We start from the raw sequence: 17,120 nt of genomic DNA, 5'->3' as shown, positions 1-17,120 counted from the left end.
GTTAAATAGCGCAGAGAAATAACTTATCCATTCACAGCAAACTATTTTATCTCTTTAGTTTCCGCTTTACTGATTGCGCCATAATCATTGATAGTGCTAAAAGTTATTGATCTGGCGCTGCCTGTCGGCAATGATGCAAATGCATGGCTTTTTGGCGCAACCATAATATCTTTAACCCCTTTACCATCACATTCGATGCGCGTCAGGGTAATATAATAAGGCGTTGGATTATCAATATTCAGCTGACTACCCTGATGCTGAAAACTGAGATAATCTGGCGCTCTGGCTGCCTCGGGCGTCAGTCCGGCAGGCCGCACAAACAGCTTAATACGGCTGGCGGTGGCAATCTGCAGCACACTCTTATTCGTTCCGCTGGCATCATCCACTGACGGAATCGCCTTAACAATAAAGTAATACAGCGATTCTCTGTCTTGCGGCACATTACTGTTAAGCTGCATCAGACGCAGAATATTTTCATTCTTCGGGCCGCTAAGATATAACGGTGGCGTCACCACAAAATCTTTACTTTTTTTACCCGCCGCATCTTCTGTCCAGGACTGCACCAGAAAAGCATCCTTAGCCGAGGTATTGCTGACCGTAATACTTTGCTGCTTCGCATGCAGGGGATAAATAATCCGCGTCCCCTGGATAGATACGCCGCCATCCGCGATAGATGAAAATGCCGTTAAATATAACGCAGCAACACCCAGAGCAATAACAACCTGTTTATTAAAAGTTACAGTCATAAAACCCTCACCATCGGCAAACACAGAACAAACGTTATTATATTAACCATAAGATTACTGGCGTCTGATATCTTGATTGCAAGCTTATCACCCCTGAATACCGGGCAGCCGTCAGGTCAGAACAGAATATTCATTCTGTAGTCAGTGCCGAATCTTTACTGGAATAAGAAATTACTTAATCTCGATGCAGAGAATTATAAGGCAGCGATGCGAAAAATTGCTATACCCCGGTAAGACAAAACCTTAAGAATCAGACTGGTCAGATAAACCAGACCATTGCGGGTATGCCGCGATTTAACCGGAGGATTACAGAACAGAAAAAGCAGTATGATGATTTTTATAGCGATGTCTTTATATGGCATATAAAGACATCATTGATATAACAGGCTGACAAAGATGAGGTGACGTTAAAGGCGTTTCAATAAACGCCCCTGCCGACCCTGTACTTTGCCATTCTCATAACTCACCAGCAATTCCCCTTTGCAGAGTTCAGATCACACCCCACCCAAATAAGCACTACGCACTTCAGGATTCACCAGTAAATCCTGGCCGCTGCCAGTCAGGCGAATCTCACCATTAACCATCACATAAGCGCGGTCAGAGAGTTTCAGTGCATGATTCGCATTCTGCTCCACCAGAAACAGCGTCATCCCCTGCTGCGTCAGCTCGCGCAGAATCTGAAAGATCTGCTTCACCACAATCGGCGCCAGCCCGAGACTGGGTTCGTCCAGCAACAGCAATTCAGGCCGGCTCATTAGCGCGCGGGCAATCGCCAGCATCTGCTGTTCCCCGCCCGACAGGGTCATGGCGCGCTGACTGCGACGCTCCTCCAGCCGCGGAAACAACTGATACATCCGCGCCTTATCCTCCTTCTGATAGCGGCTGCCGATGGCGATAGTGCCCATCAGCAAATTCTCCTCGACCGTCATATCCGGGAAAATACGCCGCCCTTCCGGCGCCTGCGCAATGCCATTACTGGCGATAAAGTGGGTGGATTTCTGGCTGATATCCGCGCCGCGATAGAGAATCTGTCCGGCGGCAATACGCGGCTGACCAAAGATCGACATCAGTAAGGTCGATTTTCCGGCGCCGTTGGCGCCAATCAGCGAAACGGCTTCCCCTTCATTAACCGTCAGCGAGATGCTTTTCAGTGCCTGAATCGGACCGTAAAATACATCGACGTGGCGAAACTCCAGTAACGGCTGGCTCATCCGGCGATCTCCTGTTCGTCAGCACCCAGATAGGCGGCGATCACACTCACATTGCTCTGAATCTCCTGCGGCGTACCGCGTGCAATCACATCACCGTGGTCGAGCACAATCACCTGATCGGAAATCTCCATCACCATCCCCATATCATGTTCAATCAGCAGCACCGTGACCCCATGTTGCTGACGCAACGTGCGTACGATGCGGCTGAGCGCGCGAGTTTCCACCGGATTCAGACCTGCAGCTGGCTCATCAAGACAGATCATCTCTGGCCCGGTGCACATCGCGCGCGCAATCTCCAGCCGGCGCTGCTGACCGTAGGAGAGCGTACCCGCCAGGCGGTTGGCGCACTCCACCAGTTCCACCGCTTCCAGCCAGTAGAAGGCCCGATCCAGCGCCTGATTTTCCGCCCGGCGATAACCCGGGGTGTTGAAAATCCCGGCGATAAGATTGCGATTGGCCTGCATATGCTGGGCCACCATCAGATTTTCCACCACCGACATCTCACGGAATAAGCGGATATTCTGGAAGGTGCGCGCCAGCCCGGCGCGATTCACCAGGTGCGTGCCACCAAACATTTTGTACCAGATGCGCGACCCCAGCCGGGCAGGATGGAGAAAATCCGCCGGGCGAATTTTCTGTCCCAGCACCTGGATCACATCGGTCATGCGTGATTGCGCGTTAAGCATAATCGCGCCGCCGGAAGCCTGATAGAATCCGGTCAGGCAGTTAAATACCGTGGTTTTCCCTGCGCCGTTGGGACCAATCAGCGCGGTAATTGAGCCGCGCTCCACCTCAAGGTTAACGTCGTTCAGCGCTTTGATGCCGCCAAAGTGCATCATCAGATGTTCCACACGCAGAATACTGTCACTCATGGCGCCACTCCTTTGCGAACCGCAACACCGACGCGGCTGGTGCGCACCAGCCCGCGTGGTCGCCAGATCATCATCAGCACCATCAGCACGCCAAATAACAGCACCCGGTATTCGGCAAAACTGCGTAATAATTCCGGCGCTACGGTCAGTACAAATGCCGCCAGCACCACTCCCAGCGTCGAACCCATTCCGCCCAGCACCACAATCGCCAGAATTAGCGCCGATTCAAAGAAGGTAAAAGAGGTTGGGTTAACAAACCCCTGATAAGTCGCGAAAAACACCCCGGCGACGCCAGCGGTCGACGCCCCCAGCATAAAAGCAGAAAGCTTGACCAGCACATGATTCAGTCCCAGCGAGCGGCAGGCGACTTCATCTTCACGCAGCGCTTCCCACGCCCGGCCAATCGGCATCCGTGTCAGACGATGTTTGATAAACAGCACCAGCAATACCACCAGAATCAGCACCGCATAGATAAAGATAAATTTCAGATTGGGATTGTAGGTGGTGTGAAAGAACTCATGGAATGGCACACCGCCATCCCTGGCGCGACGCGCGAACTCCAGACCGAAAAAGGTCGGCGCGGGCACCGATACGCCATTTGGCCCACCGGTAAAGCTCAGCCAGTTAGTCAGCACCAGGCGAATGATTTCGCCAAAACCGAGGGTGACAATCGCCAGATAGTCGCCATGCATACGCAGCACCGGAAAACCCAGCAACGCGCCCGCCAGCGCCGCCAGAATCGCGCCCAGCGGCAACATCGCCCAGAAGCCCAAACCGAGATATTGATAGCCGAGCGCCAGCCCGTAAGCGCCAATGGCATAAAACGCCACATAACCGAGATCAAGCAGCCCCGCCAGCCCCACGACAATATTCAGCCCCAGCCCCAGCAGCACGTAGATCAGGCCGAGGATCGCCACCGTCAGCAGATATTTAGTGGCGATAAACGGAAACAGCATCGCCAGCAGCAGCAGCAGCGGAATAATCCAGCGCAGACGCGACTGATAACCCGCCGGGCGCACATAGACGCCATCATCCGCGCCCTCAAAACGGCTGATAAAGCGTCGCCCGCGCTGGCTTTGTAGCGCCAGGCTTAACAACAGGCGCCCCACCATCACCACGCTAACCAGCACCGCCACGCGTCCGGGCGAGAGCGTAAAACTGTACCCTTTTAAAATCACCCCAACGATCGGTCCAAACACCACCAGCGCGCAAAGTCCGGCCAGCACCATATCGACCAGGCACTGCCGGATATTCAGCCCCGGCTTGATAGCCATATCTGTCATCGTTTATCCCTCAAACCTTCGCGACCATCGGACGACCCAGCAACCCCTGAGGGCGAAAAATCAGGATGACCACCAGCAAGCCAAACGAGAAAACGTCTTTGTAATCGGAGTTCACCAGCCCGGCGAATTGCGCCTCGGCGATGCCCAGCAGTAACCCGCCAAGCATCGCGCCCGGCAATGAGCCAATGCCGCCTAACACCGCAGCGGTAAATGCTTTGATGCCGATAATAAAGCCGGCATAGAAATCAAAGGTGCCGTAGTTCATGGTCACCAGCACCCCCGCCAGCCCGGCCATCGCCGCGCCCATCACAAACACCAGCGAAATCACCCGGTCGGTATTGATACCAAGGATCGAGGCCATTCGGCGATCCTGCTGCGTCGCGCGGCAGATGCGCCCCAGTCGGGTAAACTGAATAATCCATGTCAGCAGCGCCATCCCGGCCAGCGCCGCCAGCAGGATAAAGATTTTGGTCCAGGTGATTTGCACGATGCCGTCGCCGACATCAAAACGCAATACGCCGGTCAGCAACGTCGGGATCCCCTGCTGATTCGGTCCCTGGCTGATCTGGACGTAGTTCTGCAGGATCAGCGACATGCCAATGGCCGAGATCAGCGGTGCCAGCCGCGTCGAATTACGCAGCGGACGGTAGGCAATCCGTTCAATCGCCCAGCCGTAAACAGCGGTCACCACGATGGTGAAGATCAGCGTGCCAAAGATCAGCAGCGGAAAGGAGTGAATGCCAAAGAAGGAGAGCAGCCCGAGGCCAATGGCGCAGAGGTATGCCGAAATCATATAGACTTCGCCATGAGCGAAGTTAATCATGCCGATAATGCCGTAAACCATGGTGTAACCGATGGCGATCAGGCCATATACCGCGCCCAACGTCAGCCCGTTAATCAGCTGTTGCAGTAAGAATGCATCCATTGTGAACAGTCTCGCCTGTGATAAGGCAGCAGGGCTACGCGCCCCGGCTGCCTTCAGTGTCGCGACATCCCAACCTGGCGGCGGGACGGAGAGTCAGTACCGGTGCAACAGGGTTACAACTGGTGGTACTTGCCCTGATCATCCCATTCATAGACCACATAATCCGAGACTTTCAGATCGCCCTTGCCATCCCAGGATTTTGCTCCCATCACCGTATCGACGCTATGGGATTTCAGCCATTCACTGGCTTTTTCATTGTCCTTACCGGCGCCGTTATACGCAGCGGCGATCGCCTGAACAGAGGCATAGGCATACAGGGTGTAGCCTTCCGGCTCAAATCCACTGGCGCGGAATTTTTCAATCACCGATTTACCGGCAGGAATAGTGCGCGGATCATTACCAAAGGTCATCAGCACCCCTTTGGTATACTGCGGGCCGCCTGCGGCGGTCACCATCTCGGCGGTAACCACACAGTCACCGGAGAAGAATTTCGCCTGCACCCCTTGCTCACGCATCTGGCGCACCAGCGGACCAGCTTCCGGGTGGCAGCCGCCGAAATAGACCACATCCGGCTTTAACGCACCGATTTTGGTGACCAGCGCATTAAAGTCTTTTTCACCGCGCGACAGGCCTTCATACAGCACCTCTTTGGTGCCGCGTTTTTCCAGCGCCGCTCTGGTCGCGTCGGCCAGCCCCTGTCCGTAAGTATCTTTATCGTGGATAACCGCAATTTTTTTCGCTTTCAGCACATCCAGCATATAGTTTGCCGCCACAACACCCTGCTGGTCGTCACGGCCACACATGCGGAACATGCCTTTCATGCCGCGTTCGGTGATTTTCGGATTGGTCGATCCTGGGGTAATGGTCAGTACACCAGCTTCGTCATACACTTCAGATGCCGGCATGGTTGATGAGGAGCAGAAGTGCCCGACCACGGCAGAGACTTTTGATTCATCCACCAGGCGGTTAGCCACCGCCACCGCCTGCTTGGGTTCGCAGGCGTCATCACCCTGCACCAGCACAATTTTTTCGCCTTTAATGCCGCCAGCGGCATTAATATCGGCAGCGGCTTGCGACGCCCCTTTCCAGTATTGGGCGCCATACGTGGCATTGGGACCGGTTAATGGCCCGGCGATGCCAATTGTCACATCCGCATGCGCATACAACGCCGTACTTAAACAACCAGCAATAGCCATCTGAAGCGGTAACTTAATCATTTTCAAAGACATTCGGATATTCCTCAGCACTGTTCAGAACCAGGCGCCAGCATCTGGCGCGGGAAAAATCACGGACTTCGTCAATACAAGGTGCTTTCAAGCGGGCCGCGAACGGCTTTTTTGTGGCTTCGGTTACTTCGGTTAAATAAGAAAAGAAGCAAAAACTCCGCCAAACAGAGCAGAAACAGAAAATTTCTTTCTGCAATGCAATGCGACACGCAGTAACAGGGCGTTATCCGCCCGAGTCTTAGCTAACAGGGAGTTGGTAGCCATCATGTGGCTGGCAGGGATGCGCGGTGTCCGGACCGTCCTGAATCTTAACTATAGTGGCATGAAACTCAGGCTGCGCACTCTGCTGGTGCAAAAATGCGGCGAAGATCACCTCAGTGCACTGCAGAATAAAATTAAAACTTAAGCTTTTAAAGCGCAGTGTCGCTTTATAAAGGATTTTCTCAATATATGGCGGGAAATTTCCTGGAGAGTTCCGTTTATATATTGTTATACGATCGTCTGACAGTATATAGCGTGGTTTTATTTCTTGATGAGAAGATAAACCCGGAAAGATAAACTTTTACCGGCAGGAATCAATGCCGCCCTGTATATCCGACAACAGTACATTAAATTAACCAGAGGCTTACAATGCGTTACCCAATAGCAAAGATATTTTTGCTGACGGCTATTATGCTCTTTTTATTTTCATCAAGAATCAATGCCAGTGAAATCAACCTTTACTCATTAAATACCGGCTCATTTATTTACCACATTTACGCCCCCGGGACGAATAAAGTTGAATATTTTAAAAATCAGTATGTCGCTGTCGAGCGAAAGTTTTCCGAAGATTCCAAATACAGTATGGTATTGGGAACCCTGAACAACAGCCAGGGAAACCGCTGTGCGCTGATGGGGGTGAGAAGAGACTGGTGGTCTGATAACTCTGGCTGGACAATCAAAGGGCTATATACCTATACCGGTGAATTCTTCTTTGACACTTTTAGTCATTGCGGCGATGACGGCTTTTATCACTCGATAAAACAGAGTACCGGGCTCGGCTTTGCGCCTTATGTTTATCATGCCGCACAATATAACTTCACTTCTTATTTTGGCGTTGAAGGTGGCATTATTTTGCCGGGAATATTTGTCGTCAGCATGCAATGGAGTTTCCGATAACAGCCAGATATCGAAATACCGTTCCCCTTCTGTTGATACAGAAGGGGAACGACAGTGCTAATTGATTAAATCATTTTTAATCATTTTTGCCGGCAATCCGGCTATACCGGCGCTTTTAATGGCGCCAGTTCCAGACTGCTGCGAAAATCCTGCCCCTGATAATCATCATCCAGCAAGCGTCGTTTACGCAGCTCAGGTAGCAGGCCGTTAAGCAGCTGGTCCTGCTGATCGGCCTGACCAAGTCCGTGCAAAGAAATCACATCCAGTAAACCGGCGCGGTAGCGTTGTTCAATCGCATCCGCCAGTACCTCCGGCACCCCGGCGACAAACCAGTGCCCGGTCTCCTCGGCCTTGATGATTAACTCCCTCAGCGTCAGCCCCTGCAGGGCAAAATTGCGGAAAATTTCCGCCCGGCCACGGCGCCGGTTGACCTGCGCCAGCTGCGGCAAGCGCGATTCCGGCAGCGGCTGGTCAAGCGGCAGATCCTGCAGCTCAATCTCGCCTCCCAGCATATCCGCCACTTTCAACCGCCCCCGCTGATAGTCAATTCGCTCATATTTCTCGCGCAAACGGCGCGCGACATCGGCTTCGCTATCGCCAATAATCGAGTGAAAGGAGTTCATTATCAGTGGCAGATTGTTTTCGCGGCCAAATGCCCGCGCCCGCTGCTGCAACTCAGTGACAAAAGTGTTGGCCGCGGTAAAGGTCGGCTGTGAGGTATAAATCACCTCCGCATAACGTGCGCCCAGCGTGATCCCGGCCTCAGACTGCCCGGCCTGAAACTGTACCGGCCGGTGCTGCGGCGGTGGCGGCACATTCAGCGGCCCCGCGACACGGAAGTACTCACCCTGATAATTAATCGGATGCAGTCGCGTGGGGTCAATGCGCACCGCGCCGCTGGCACTGCGTTGTACCGCCTCACGTTCATTGGCGTCAAACAGCGCATTGATCACCTCGATAAACTCGGTGGCGCGCGCATAGCGCTCCGGCGGCGAGGGTAATTCGCTATCGCCAAAGTTCTCTTCCCCGACCGACGAGGTTACCGCATTCCAGCCAGCGCGACCGGCGCTGACATGATCCAGCGTACCAATCAGTCGCGCCAGATTATACGGATGCTGCCAGCTGGTGCTGACGGTGGCGATCAGGCCAATCTGCGAAGTGGCCTGACTTAATGCCGCCAGCGTGATAATCGGGTCCTGACTGCCGGTGGTGCCCGCCAGTCCGGCGGTATCTGCCTGCAACAGATCGGCGGTAAACAGTCCGGTAATCTTCTCTTTCTCGGCAATTTTTGCCAGCGCAATCGCCCGCGCGATCCCGGCGCCCGGTGTATCATCATTCGCGGCAGCAATCACGTTTGCGGCGCCGACCAGGGTTTTCAGACGTCTGCGATTCGGATGCGTCAAAGCGTTCACCTTATATCCTTGTTAATCGAGCGATAAAATCCGTCAGGCCACATCCTGTCGGCGCGCACGGCTAAACTGATTTTCCGGTTCAGCCAGCCCGAGGTTTTCACGCAGGGTGTCGCCTGCGTATTCACGACGATAGATGCCGCGCTGTTGCAGCAGCGGGATCACCTGGTCGACAAAATCATCAAAGGCGTTTGGCGTACCGCCGCGCACAATAAAGCCGTCAGCCGCGCCCTCCAGGAACCACTGCGCCAGCCCCTCCGCCACCTGCTGCGCAGTGCCGAGGAAACCGGGACGCGGCGTCGCGGCTTCCAGTGCCACCTCGCGCAGCGTCAGGTTGCGCTGGCGGGCATCGCGTTTAATGGTGTCGGTGGTGCTGCGGAAGCTGTTCTGGCCCAGCTCGCCAATGTCCGGGAACGGCGCATCCAGCGGGTACTGACTGAAATCGTGATGCTCAAAGTAACGTCCCAGATACTCCAGCGCCTTGTCGATACTTACCAGCTGTGCGGTCTGCTGATAGCGCTGTTCAGCATCGGCTTCGCTGTCGCCAATAATCACGCTGATGCCCTGAAAAATACGAATATCGTCGGCCTGACGTCCGCGCTCCACCAGACGGCGGCGCACATCTTCACGGAAGGCGCGCGCCTGCGACAGGGTTTCATGGCGGGTGTAGATCGCATCGGCGACTTCGGTGGCGAAGGCTTTACCGGCTTCCGAGGCCCCAGCCTGAAACACCACCGGTCGCCCCTGCGGTGAGCGTCCGACATTCAGCGGTCCCTGCACCGAGAAATATTTGCCTTTATGGTTCAGGGTATGCAGCTTGTCAGCGGCGAAAAACTCACCGCTGGCTTTGTCGCGCACAAAGGCATCACCCTCCCACGAATCCCACAGCCCGGTTACCACCTGCAAATATTCGCTGGCGACACGATAGCGTTCATCATGTTCCGGGTGAGTCTGCCGCGAGAAGTTTTTCGCCGACCCTTCCAGTGGTGAGGTCACCACATTCCAGCCCGCACGTCCGCCGCTAAGATGATCGAGGCTGGCGAACTGACGCGCGACGGTAAAGGGTTCGCTGTAAGACGTTGAGAGCGTACCCACCAGGCCGATTTTCTGCGTTACCAGCGCCAGCGCTGACAGCAGAGTGATCGGCTCAAAACGGTTAAGGAAATGCGGGATCGACTGCGGGGTAATAAACAGGCCGTCAGCGAGAAACAGAAAATCAATTTTTCCCTGCTCGGCTTTTTTCGCCAGTTGCTGCACATATTCAATATTGATGCTGGCATCAGCGACCGCATCGGGGTGACGCCAGGCGGACATATTGCCGGAGACACCCTGAATAATCGCCCCGAGGCGCAGCTGAGGTTGTGTCTGACTCATCATTCACTCCTTGCAGATTAATTAAATGTCAGGCGACCTGCTGCGGCAAAACCGGCAGCGCCTGTAATAGTTTTTGCGTCCAGGGATGCTGCGGCGCAGCGAAGACCTGACTGATATCGCCGCTCTCCACCACTTTGCCGTCCTGCATCACCAGCACCCGATCGGCCAGGTGCTGAATAACACCCAGATCGTGGGAGATAAACAGCAGCGCGGTGCCGTGCTGCGCCTGCATATCGGCCAGCAGATCGAGAACCTGCGCCTGTACCGAAACGTCCAGCGCGCTGACCGGCTCATCGGCGACCAGCAGCGCCGGGTTGGGCGCAAAAGCGCGGGCAATCGCCACACGCTGGCGCTGACCACCGGATAGCTCACGCGGATAACGGTTTAAAAAGCGATCGCCGAGCTGCACTTCATCCAGTAGCTGACGCACCCGCTGGCGGCGCGCATCACCAAAGATGCCAACGCTGTCGAGGCTTTCGCCGATAATCTTCTCTACCGTGTAACGCGGATCAAACGAGCTGAAGGGATCCTGCGAAATCAGTTGCAGCCGGGCGCGCCGCGGCCGACGCACCGTTTCCGTCAGGTTGTTCCATGGCTGACCATCCAGCAGCAGCGTGCCACTGTCCGGCTCGCTAAGTCCCATCACCACTTTTACCAGTGAGGTCTTGCCGCTGCCGGACTCACCGACCACGCCAAGGGTTTCTCCGGCATGCAGGGTAAAGTGAATATTATTCAGCACCTGACGTTCGCCATATGCCTTATTCAGCGCCATCGCCTGCAACAGCGGCGCTTCGCGCTGGATAACTTTGGCGGCTAACGGCGTGGGCTCGGCGCTCGCCAGTCGTAATCCGCGCGTCTGCGGCGTCGGCACCGCACGCAGCAGGCGCTGTGTCCAGGCATGCTGCGGCGACTGCAATAACTCCCGGGTCGCCCCCTGCTCCACCACTTCGCCATCACGCATTACCAGCACTCTGTCGGCCAGTTCCGCCACCACCGCCAGATCGTGACTGATCAGCAACAGCGCATGGCCGTCGCGCTGGCGCTGCATCAGCAATTGCAGGATCTGGCGCTGGACGGTCATATCCAGCGCAGTGGTCGGCTCATCGGCGATCAGCAACGCCGGACTGCCCGCCAGCGCAGTGGCGATCAGCGCGCGCTGGCGCTGGCCGCCGGAGAGCTGATGTGGATAGAGCGCCATACGGCTTTCCGCATCGGCAATCCCCGCCGCGTGCAGCAATTCTAAGCTGCGTTCGCGTAATACCGCGGGCTGACGAATGCCCGCTGCTGAGAGCGCATCCGCCAGTTGCTGTTCGATACGCCGCAGCGGATCGAGGGAGATCAGCGCATCCTGCAGTACATAGCCGATACTGCGACCGCGTACCGCCCGCCACTGACGTTGATCGACGTTCAGCATCTCGCGCCCGGCGATCAGAAAGCGATCGGCCGTAACCTTCGCATCATCCGGCTGTAAGCCCAGCAGACTGCGGGCGGTCAGGGTTTTGCCGCTGCCGGATTCCCCGACCAGCGCCACCGATTCACCCGGCCAGATTTGTAAATCCACATTTTTTACCACCGTCACCGCCCCGAAACGGATGGTGAGATTACGAATATCAATTAGCGGCTGACTCATGGTTGCCTCCCTTCAAAACGTGCCTGCCAGTAGCGGCCAAGGGTATTGACCGCCACCACTGTCAGGGTGATAAACACTCCCGGCCAGACGGCAATCCACCAGGCATTGCGCAGATAATTGCGCCCTTCGGCCAGCATCAGCCCCCACTCCGCAGTGGGCGGTTGCGGCCCCATACCCAGGAAACTTAACCCGGCGGTGCCAATAATTGCCGTGCCCAGCCCGAGCGTGGCCAGCGCTGGCACCTGCGCAATCGCATGCGGCAGCACATGGCGGGTAATCAGGGTTAACGGCCGCAGACCAAAGGTACGCGCCTGTTCAACATAACCGGAAGAGAGCACCAGAAAGGTCTGGGCGCGCACCACACGGGCAAAGCGCGGTACCGAAGCGACACCCAGCGCAATAATCAGATTGCTGGTGCCGGGGCCGGTAAAGGCAATCAGCATCAGCGCCAGCAACAGGTCAGGAAATGCGGAGATCACATCCACAGTGCGACTCAGCAGCTCATCCACCACGCCTCTGGCCAGCGCGGCGAACAGCCCGAGCAAGGTGCCGACCACCACCGCCAGCGAGATCGCCGCCACACTGATCAACAGCGAGTAACGGCTGCCATAGATAATCCGGGTCAGCAGATCGCGCCCTAACTGATCCGTACCCAGCCAGTGACTCAGTGAAGGCGGCAGCTGGGCATTGACCGGATCCGCCAGCAGCGGATCGTCCGTCGCCAGCCAGCCCGGCACGATCACCGCCAGCGCCACCAGCAGCAGAAAGCCCAGTGCTGGCCACAACGGCCACGGCAGTGAGGGGCGCAAACGCAGCGCTAAGGTGCTCATCGGCGCGCCTCCCCGGATCCCTGCCGTAAGCGCGGGTCAATCAGCAGATAGAGAATATCCACCAGCGTACTCATCAGCACATAGATCAGCGCCGAGAAGATCGCCACCGCCAGTACCACCGGCAGATCCTTCGCCAGCACCGCGTCGACCGTCAGCTTACCCAGTCCCGGGCGACCAAACACCTGTTCGGTGATCACCGCGCCGCTTAGCAAGCCGCCAATTAACCAGCCGGTCAGGGTCACCGCTGGCAGCGCCGCATGGCGCAGCGCATGGCGCAGACGGATACGGCGCTCACCAACTCCCCAGGCGCGCAGCGTCAGGGTAAAAGGCTCATCCAGCGCCTGTTCCAGTCCGCGCCGCAAAACCTGCGCCACCACCGCGCCCTGCGCCAGCCCCAGCGACAGCGCCGGTAGCACCAGCGCCGACAGATGGCGATCCCCCGCTACCGGAAACCAGCGCAGGGTGAAGCTAAAAATCGCCAGCAGCACCAGTCCGAGCCAGAACGACGGCGTGGAAGCCAGCAGCAGTTCGATACCGTTAGCGATACGCCGCCCCCAGCGCCGGTGGGCGGTCGCCACCGCAACGCCGACCGCAAAGATCAGGCTGACCCCCAGCGCCGCCAGCGTCAGTTTCAGCGTCGGCCACAGCTGGGACAGCAGCAGCTGGCTGACATCAGTATTGAGGATATAAGAACGCCCCAGATCGCCATGCAGCAGCCGCCACAGATAGTGCAGATATTGCCACCACAGCGGCTGATCGAGTCCCCATTCGGCGCGGATCGCCGCTTCAATCTGCGGCGTGGAGATCTGCTCGCCAACCAGCAGGCTGACAATATCGCCAGGCGCCAGATGCACGCCCAGAAAAGCGAGACTGATCGCCGCCCACAACACCAGCACACCGCCCAGCAGGCGTTCAACGATGCGCCGGGTTAACCCATTGCCGCCGAAGCGCGGTGCGCGACGCGGCTGCGGCTCTGTCAATGTGCTTTCCAGACTCATGATTCCCCCGGTAAATTAGTGGTCACTCAGCCAGACGTCATAGGCGTTTTCCGGCATCTGTTTGTAACTGCGGAAACCGACACCATGCACATAGCTGGCAGCCGCAATCTGATCTTCCGGCTCGTACAGCGGCACCGCCACCGCCTGCTCCGGCAGGGCGTACTGCTGCAACTGCCCGTAGAGAGTGCGGCGTGTGGCGGTGTCCAGCGTGCGCGAAGCCTCATCCAGCCAGTGCTGAATTTCCGGGCTGTTGACACGGCTGTAGTTAATCGATCCGCCGGCATTCACCGGGCGATAATGATTTTCGATATCGATGCCATCGGTTTCGGTATTGGAGTTAGCAATCGAGCCAAACTGTCCGCTTTTGCGCACCTCCGCGTAAGTGCCGGAATCCACATAGCGGATATTCAGCTCCACGCCAAGACGCTGCCGCGCCTGCGCCTGGATGGCCTGCAACAGCACATCGCGCTGGTCACGCACCGTGGCCTGCGCCTGGATAATCTCCACGCTCAGACGTTGACCCTGTTTAGTACGGAAACCGGCGCTGTCGCGTACCGTCCAGCCCGCCTCGTCAAGCAGCTGGTTAGCTTTCTCTGGCTGATTGCCATACTTCTGCTCCAGCCCCTTGTCATACAGCGGGTCGACCGGCGACGTGATGCCCCACGCCCGCGTACGCTCGCCGCGATACACCGATTTCAGGATCGGGTCGATATCCAGCCCCTGCAGCAGCGCCTGACGCACGCGCACTTCGCGCGTCGGGCCATAGTCAACATTCAGAAACAGTGAATAAGGGGTGCCGGTATTCAGCGCGTGCTGATAAGTGAAATCGTCGTTATCTTTAAATTCTGCGGCGTCGTTGCCGGAAATACCTTCAATCACATCCACCTGACCGGAGAGCAGCGCGCCACTGCGCACCGAGGATTCTGGCAGGAAGCGATAGATCACTTTATCGAGGTAAGCAGGCCCCTGATGTTTTGTCACCGCTGGCGCCCAGTTGTAATGCGGGTTTTTCACAAAGGTCACCTGCTGACCTTTCTCGTAATTTTGCAGAATAAACGGGCCGGTGCCGGCAATCTCTTTACCGCCCGCTTTCAGTTGCGACGATGTCCAGCTAGCGGGAGAGAGCTGTTTCAGTGACGCGGCAAAAGAGAGGAATGGCGTGTAAGTCTGTTTAAGTTTAATCACCAGCGTAAAGTCATCGGGCGTTTCCACGCTGGCGATTCGCGCGCCCATCGCGCACAGGCTGGAACCGGCGCAGTAAGCGGCATCCTGGGTATGCAGAAAGTTCTGCGCCACGGCCTGCGCGTTAAATTTTTCACCGTCAGAAAAACTGACATCCTTACGCAGCTTAAAGCTGAAGGTCTTACCGTCATCGCTGACCTGATAACTTTCCGCCAGCCAGGGCACATAGCTGCCATCGGCTTTACGCGCCAGCAGTGATTCCCAGGCGACGCGTAAGATCAGTTCGGCCTTGGATTGTCCATTCAGTTGCGGGTTAAAGGTATTCGGTTCGGTCTCAATGCCCCAGGTCAGTGTGCCGCCATTACGTGGTTGTTCGGCGGCAAACGAAAAATGGCTGGTCCCCAGCGCGCAGGCAATAACCAGCGCAGCATGCAAATGATTGGCTTTCATATTGTCCTTAATTAATTTAATGGCAGAAGATCTTTTTTCAGATAGACCAGCTCTTCACCCAGTGGATTCACTTTATGATGAAAAGATTGATAACCACGTTTTTGATAGAGTTGGGTTAGCCAGGGATGTTTAATCGCCGTCGCTAAATAGACTGCGGATGCGTTTAGCTTCTCGGTTAATAAATTCTTTTCGGCCCAGGTTAATATCTGATCGCCAAATCCCTGGCGTTTATATTCCGGCGCCACCGCAAACCAGTGAATAAAAGGCAGCGCGGGCAGTCCGGGTGGATTGTCCCCCTGCGGCAGGCGTACGGTAACGGTAGCAATGGCTTCTCCCTGCTGACGCAGCACCAGCACCGTCTCGTCGCGGATGGCTTTCTGCACCACCTCAAGCGGGGCGCGGGTAATGGTGAAATTAACATTCAGATCCAGCAATGCAGCATAGGCGCGTTGCAGCAGGTTATATATCTCTTCCGCATCTTGCGGTTTGGCAATCTGAATGGTGCTGTCCATTATCGGTGTCCGTTTCATTGATCCGGATCAAATTATTAAAGCACTGTTATTCGATTGTAAAACGACAATAGCGAGAATCTTTTCCCTGATAGTGAAATAAGATAAAGCGTTTTAACCGCTATACTCTTTTTACGATAAGCATCGATTAATTTCTTATAAAGTGCATATCATCAGCACGGGCGGCGAGAACGTCGCCCGTAAAATAAACGCGGAGTCTTTCTTTAATAGCGGAGCACTAAACCTGTTTTGTTACGAACGCCAGCCCATCGCCGGAGCAATATGCTGCAGGATCGATTCAATCACATGCGCGTTATAGTCAACGCCCAGCTGATTCGGCACCGTTAACAGTAAGGTATCAGCTTCAGCAATCGCTTCATCCTGCTTCAGCTGTTTAATCAGCTGTTCCGGTTCGGCGGCGTAACTGCGGCCAAAGATCGCCCGGGTTTTCTCATCAAGGTAACCCACCTTATCCCCTTCCTCACCGCTGCGACCAAAGTAAGCCCGATCGCGATCGTCCATTAACGCGAAGATACTGCGGCTGACCGACACCCGTGGGGTACGCGTATGACCCGCCTCCGCCCATGCCGCACGGTAAGCGCGGATCTGCTGCGCCTGCTGCACATGGAACGCTTCACCGGTTTCATCATCCTTCAGCGTTGAGCTTTGCAGATTCATACCCAGCTTCGCCGCCCATACTGCGGTAGCATTCGAACCTGCGCCCCACCAGATGCGATCGCGCAGACCGGCAGAGAAAGGCTCAGTGCGCAATAATCCCGGCGGATTGGGGAACATCGGCTGCGGGTTAGGTTTAGCAAAGCCCTCGCCACGCAGCACCTCCAGCAGCGCTTCGGTATGACGTCGGCCCATATCGGCATCTGTCTCACCTTCTGCGGGCTGATAACCAAAATAGCGCCAGCCGTCAATTACCTGCTCCGGCGAACCCCGGCTGATACCCAGTTGCAGACGGCCGCCGGAAATCAGGTCGGCGGCGCTGGCGCTTTCGGCCATATACAGCGGATTTTCATAGCGCATATCAATAACGCCGGTGCCAATCTCAATACTGCGGGTACGGGCGGCAACCGCAGCCAGTAACGGGAAAGGAGAAGCCAGCTGACGGGCAAAATGATGCACGCGGAAATACGCGCCATCGGCGCCCAGCTCTTCTGCCGCGACGGCAAGATCAATAGATTGCAACAGCGCGTCGGCCGCCGAACGGGTTCCCGATTGCGGTGAAGGCGTCCAGTGACCAAACGACAGAAATCCGATGTTCTTCATGGCGTATGTGCCCTTATATGCAGGAAAGTAAACCCAGCA

General features: G+C 56.0%; 15 protein-coding genes. 1 reads left to right on the top strand and 14 read right to left on the bottom strand.

Translation table 11 applies throughout. From position 1 onward, the window contains the following. Positions 1-41: 41 nt before the first annotated feature. The 6 genes from N5923_RS15595 to N5923_RS15570 all read right to left on the bottom strand — a co-directional run bounded on the left by N5923_RS15595 (position 42) and on the right by N5923_RS15570 (position 6,266). On the bottom strand, positions 42-746 hold the full coding sequence (locus tag N5923_RS15595; RefSeq protein WP_267143652.1) for a fimbria/pilus periplasmic chaperone: 705 nt from the start codon (positions 744-746) through the stop codon (positions 42-44). A 494-nt stretch (positions 747-1,240) separates the two neighbouring features. Then, positions 1,241-1,957: an ABC transporter ATP-binding protein gene (locus N5923_RS15590; protein ID WP_267143651.1), complete on the bottom strand. Its 717-nt coding sequence runs from the start codon at positions 1,955-1,957 to the stop codon at positions 1,241-1,243. Further along, entirely contained in the window at positions 1,954-2,829 is an 876-nt protein-coding gene (locus N5923_RS15585) for an ABC transporter ATP-binding protein (protein WP_267143650.1), read from the bottom strand. The genes N5923_RS15590 and N5923_RS15585 overlap by 4 nt, the downstream gene beginning before the upstream one ends. Further along, on the bottom strand, positions 2,826-4,112 hold the full coding sequence (livM, locus tag N5923_RS15580; RefSeq protein WP_267143649.1) for a high-affinity branched-chain amino acid ABC transporter permease LivM: 1,287 nt from the start codon (positions 4,110-4,112) through the stop codon (positions 2,826-2,828). Before livM ends, N5923_RS15585 begins: the two co-directional genes overlap by 4 nt. A gap of 10 nt (positions 4,113-4,122) precedes the next feature. Next, positions 4,123-5,037 carry an ABC transporter permease subunit gene (locus N5923_RS15575; protein ID WP_267143648.1) on the bottom strand — a complete coding sequence of 305 codons (915 nt, stop codon included), beginning with the start codon at positions 5,035-5,037 and terminating at the stop codon, positions 4,123-4,125. A 113-nt stretch (positions 5,038-5,150) separates the two neighbouring features. After that, positions 5,151-6,266, bottom strand: coding sequence for a branched-chain amino acid ABC transporter substrate-binding protein (locus N5923_RS15570; protein ID WP_407704472.1), 1,116 nt, complete (start codon positions 6,264-6,266; stop codon positions 5,151-5,153). A gap of 627 nt (positions 6,267-6,893) precedes the next feature. Here N5923_RS15570 and N5923_RS15565 point away from each other — a divergent pair. After that, the gene (locus tag N5923_RS15565; protein WP_407704471.1) at positions 6,894-7,421 is read left to right on the top strand and encodes a hypothetical protein; all 528 of its coding nucleotides are present in this window, start codon (positions 6,894-6,896) and stop codon (positions 7,419-7,421) included. A 101-nt stretch (positions 7,422-7,522) separates the two neighbouring features. Here N5923_RS15565 and N5923_RS15560 read toward each other — a convergent pair whose 3' ends face one another. From N5923_RS15560 to N5923_RS15525, 8 genes are all read right to left on the bottom strand, one after another. After that, positions 7,523-8,824: an NtaA/DmoA family FMN-dependent monooxygenase gene (locus tag N5923_RS15560; protein WP_267143739.1), complete on the bottom strand. Its 1,302-nt coding sequence runs from the start codon at positions 8,822-8,824 to the stop codon at positions 7,523-7,525. Positions 8,825-8,866: 42 nt separating this feature from the next. After that, entirely contained in the window at positions 8,867-10,204 is a 1,338-nt protein-coding gene (locus tag N5923_RS15555; RefSeq protein ID WP_267143647.1) for an LLM class flavin-dependent oxidoreductase, read from the bottom strand. A gap of 28 nt (positions 10,205-10,232) precedes the next feature. Further along, a complete protein-coding gene (locus tag N5923_RS15550; protein ID WP_267143646.1) occupies positions 10,233-11,834 on the bottom strand; it encodes a dipeptide ABC transporter ATP-binding protein in 1,602 nt (533 codons plus the stop codon). Then, positions 11,831-12,664: an ABC transporter permease gene (locus N5923_RS15545; RefSeq protein WP_267143645.1), complete on the bottom strand. Its 834-nt coding sequence runs from the start codon at positions 12,662-12,664 to the stop codon at positions 11,831-11,833. The genes N5923_RS15550 and N5923_RS15545 overlap by 4 nt, the downstream gene beginning before the upstream one ends. Further along, complete coding sequence (locus N5923_RS15540; protein ID WP_267143644.1) at positions 12,661-13,662, bottom strand: ABC transporter permease; 1,002 nt, start codon at positions 13,660-13,662, stop codon at positions 12,661-12,663. Before N5923_RS15540 ends, N5923_RS15545 begins: the two co-directional genes overlap by 4 nt. Positions 13,663-13,677: 15 nt before the next feature. Continuing rightward, positions 13,678-15,294: an ABC transporter substrate-binding protein gene (locus tag N5923_RS15535; RefSeq protein ID WP_267143643.1), complete on the bottom strand. Its 1,617-nt coding sequence runs from the start codon at positions 15,292-15,294 to the stop codon at positions 13,678-13,680. An 11-nt stretch (positions 15,295-15,305) separates the two neighbouring features. Continuing rightward, complete coding sequence (locus tag N5923_RS15530; RefSeq protein ID WP_267143642.1) at positions 15,306-15,806, bottom strand: GNAT family N-acetyltransferase; 501 nt, start codon at positions 15,804-15,806, stop codon at positions 15,306-15,308. 249 nt (positions 15,807-16,055) lie between these two features. Then, entirely contained in the window at positions 16,056-17,081 is a 1,026-nt protein-coding gene (locus N5923_RS15525; RefSeq protein ID WP_267143641.1) for an LLM class flavin-dependent oxidoreductase, read from the bottom strand. Positions 17,082-17,120 lie beyond the last annotated feature (39 nt).

Origin of the sequence: Winslowiella arboricola, from assembly GCF_025527015.1 — a bacterium.
GTDB lineage: Bacteria > Pseudomonadota > Gammaproteobacteria > Enterobacterales > Enterobacteriaceae > Erwinia > Erwinia arboricola.
This window is presented reverse-complemented; position numbering and strand designations above follow the sequence as displayed.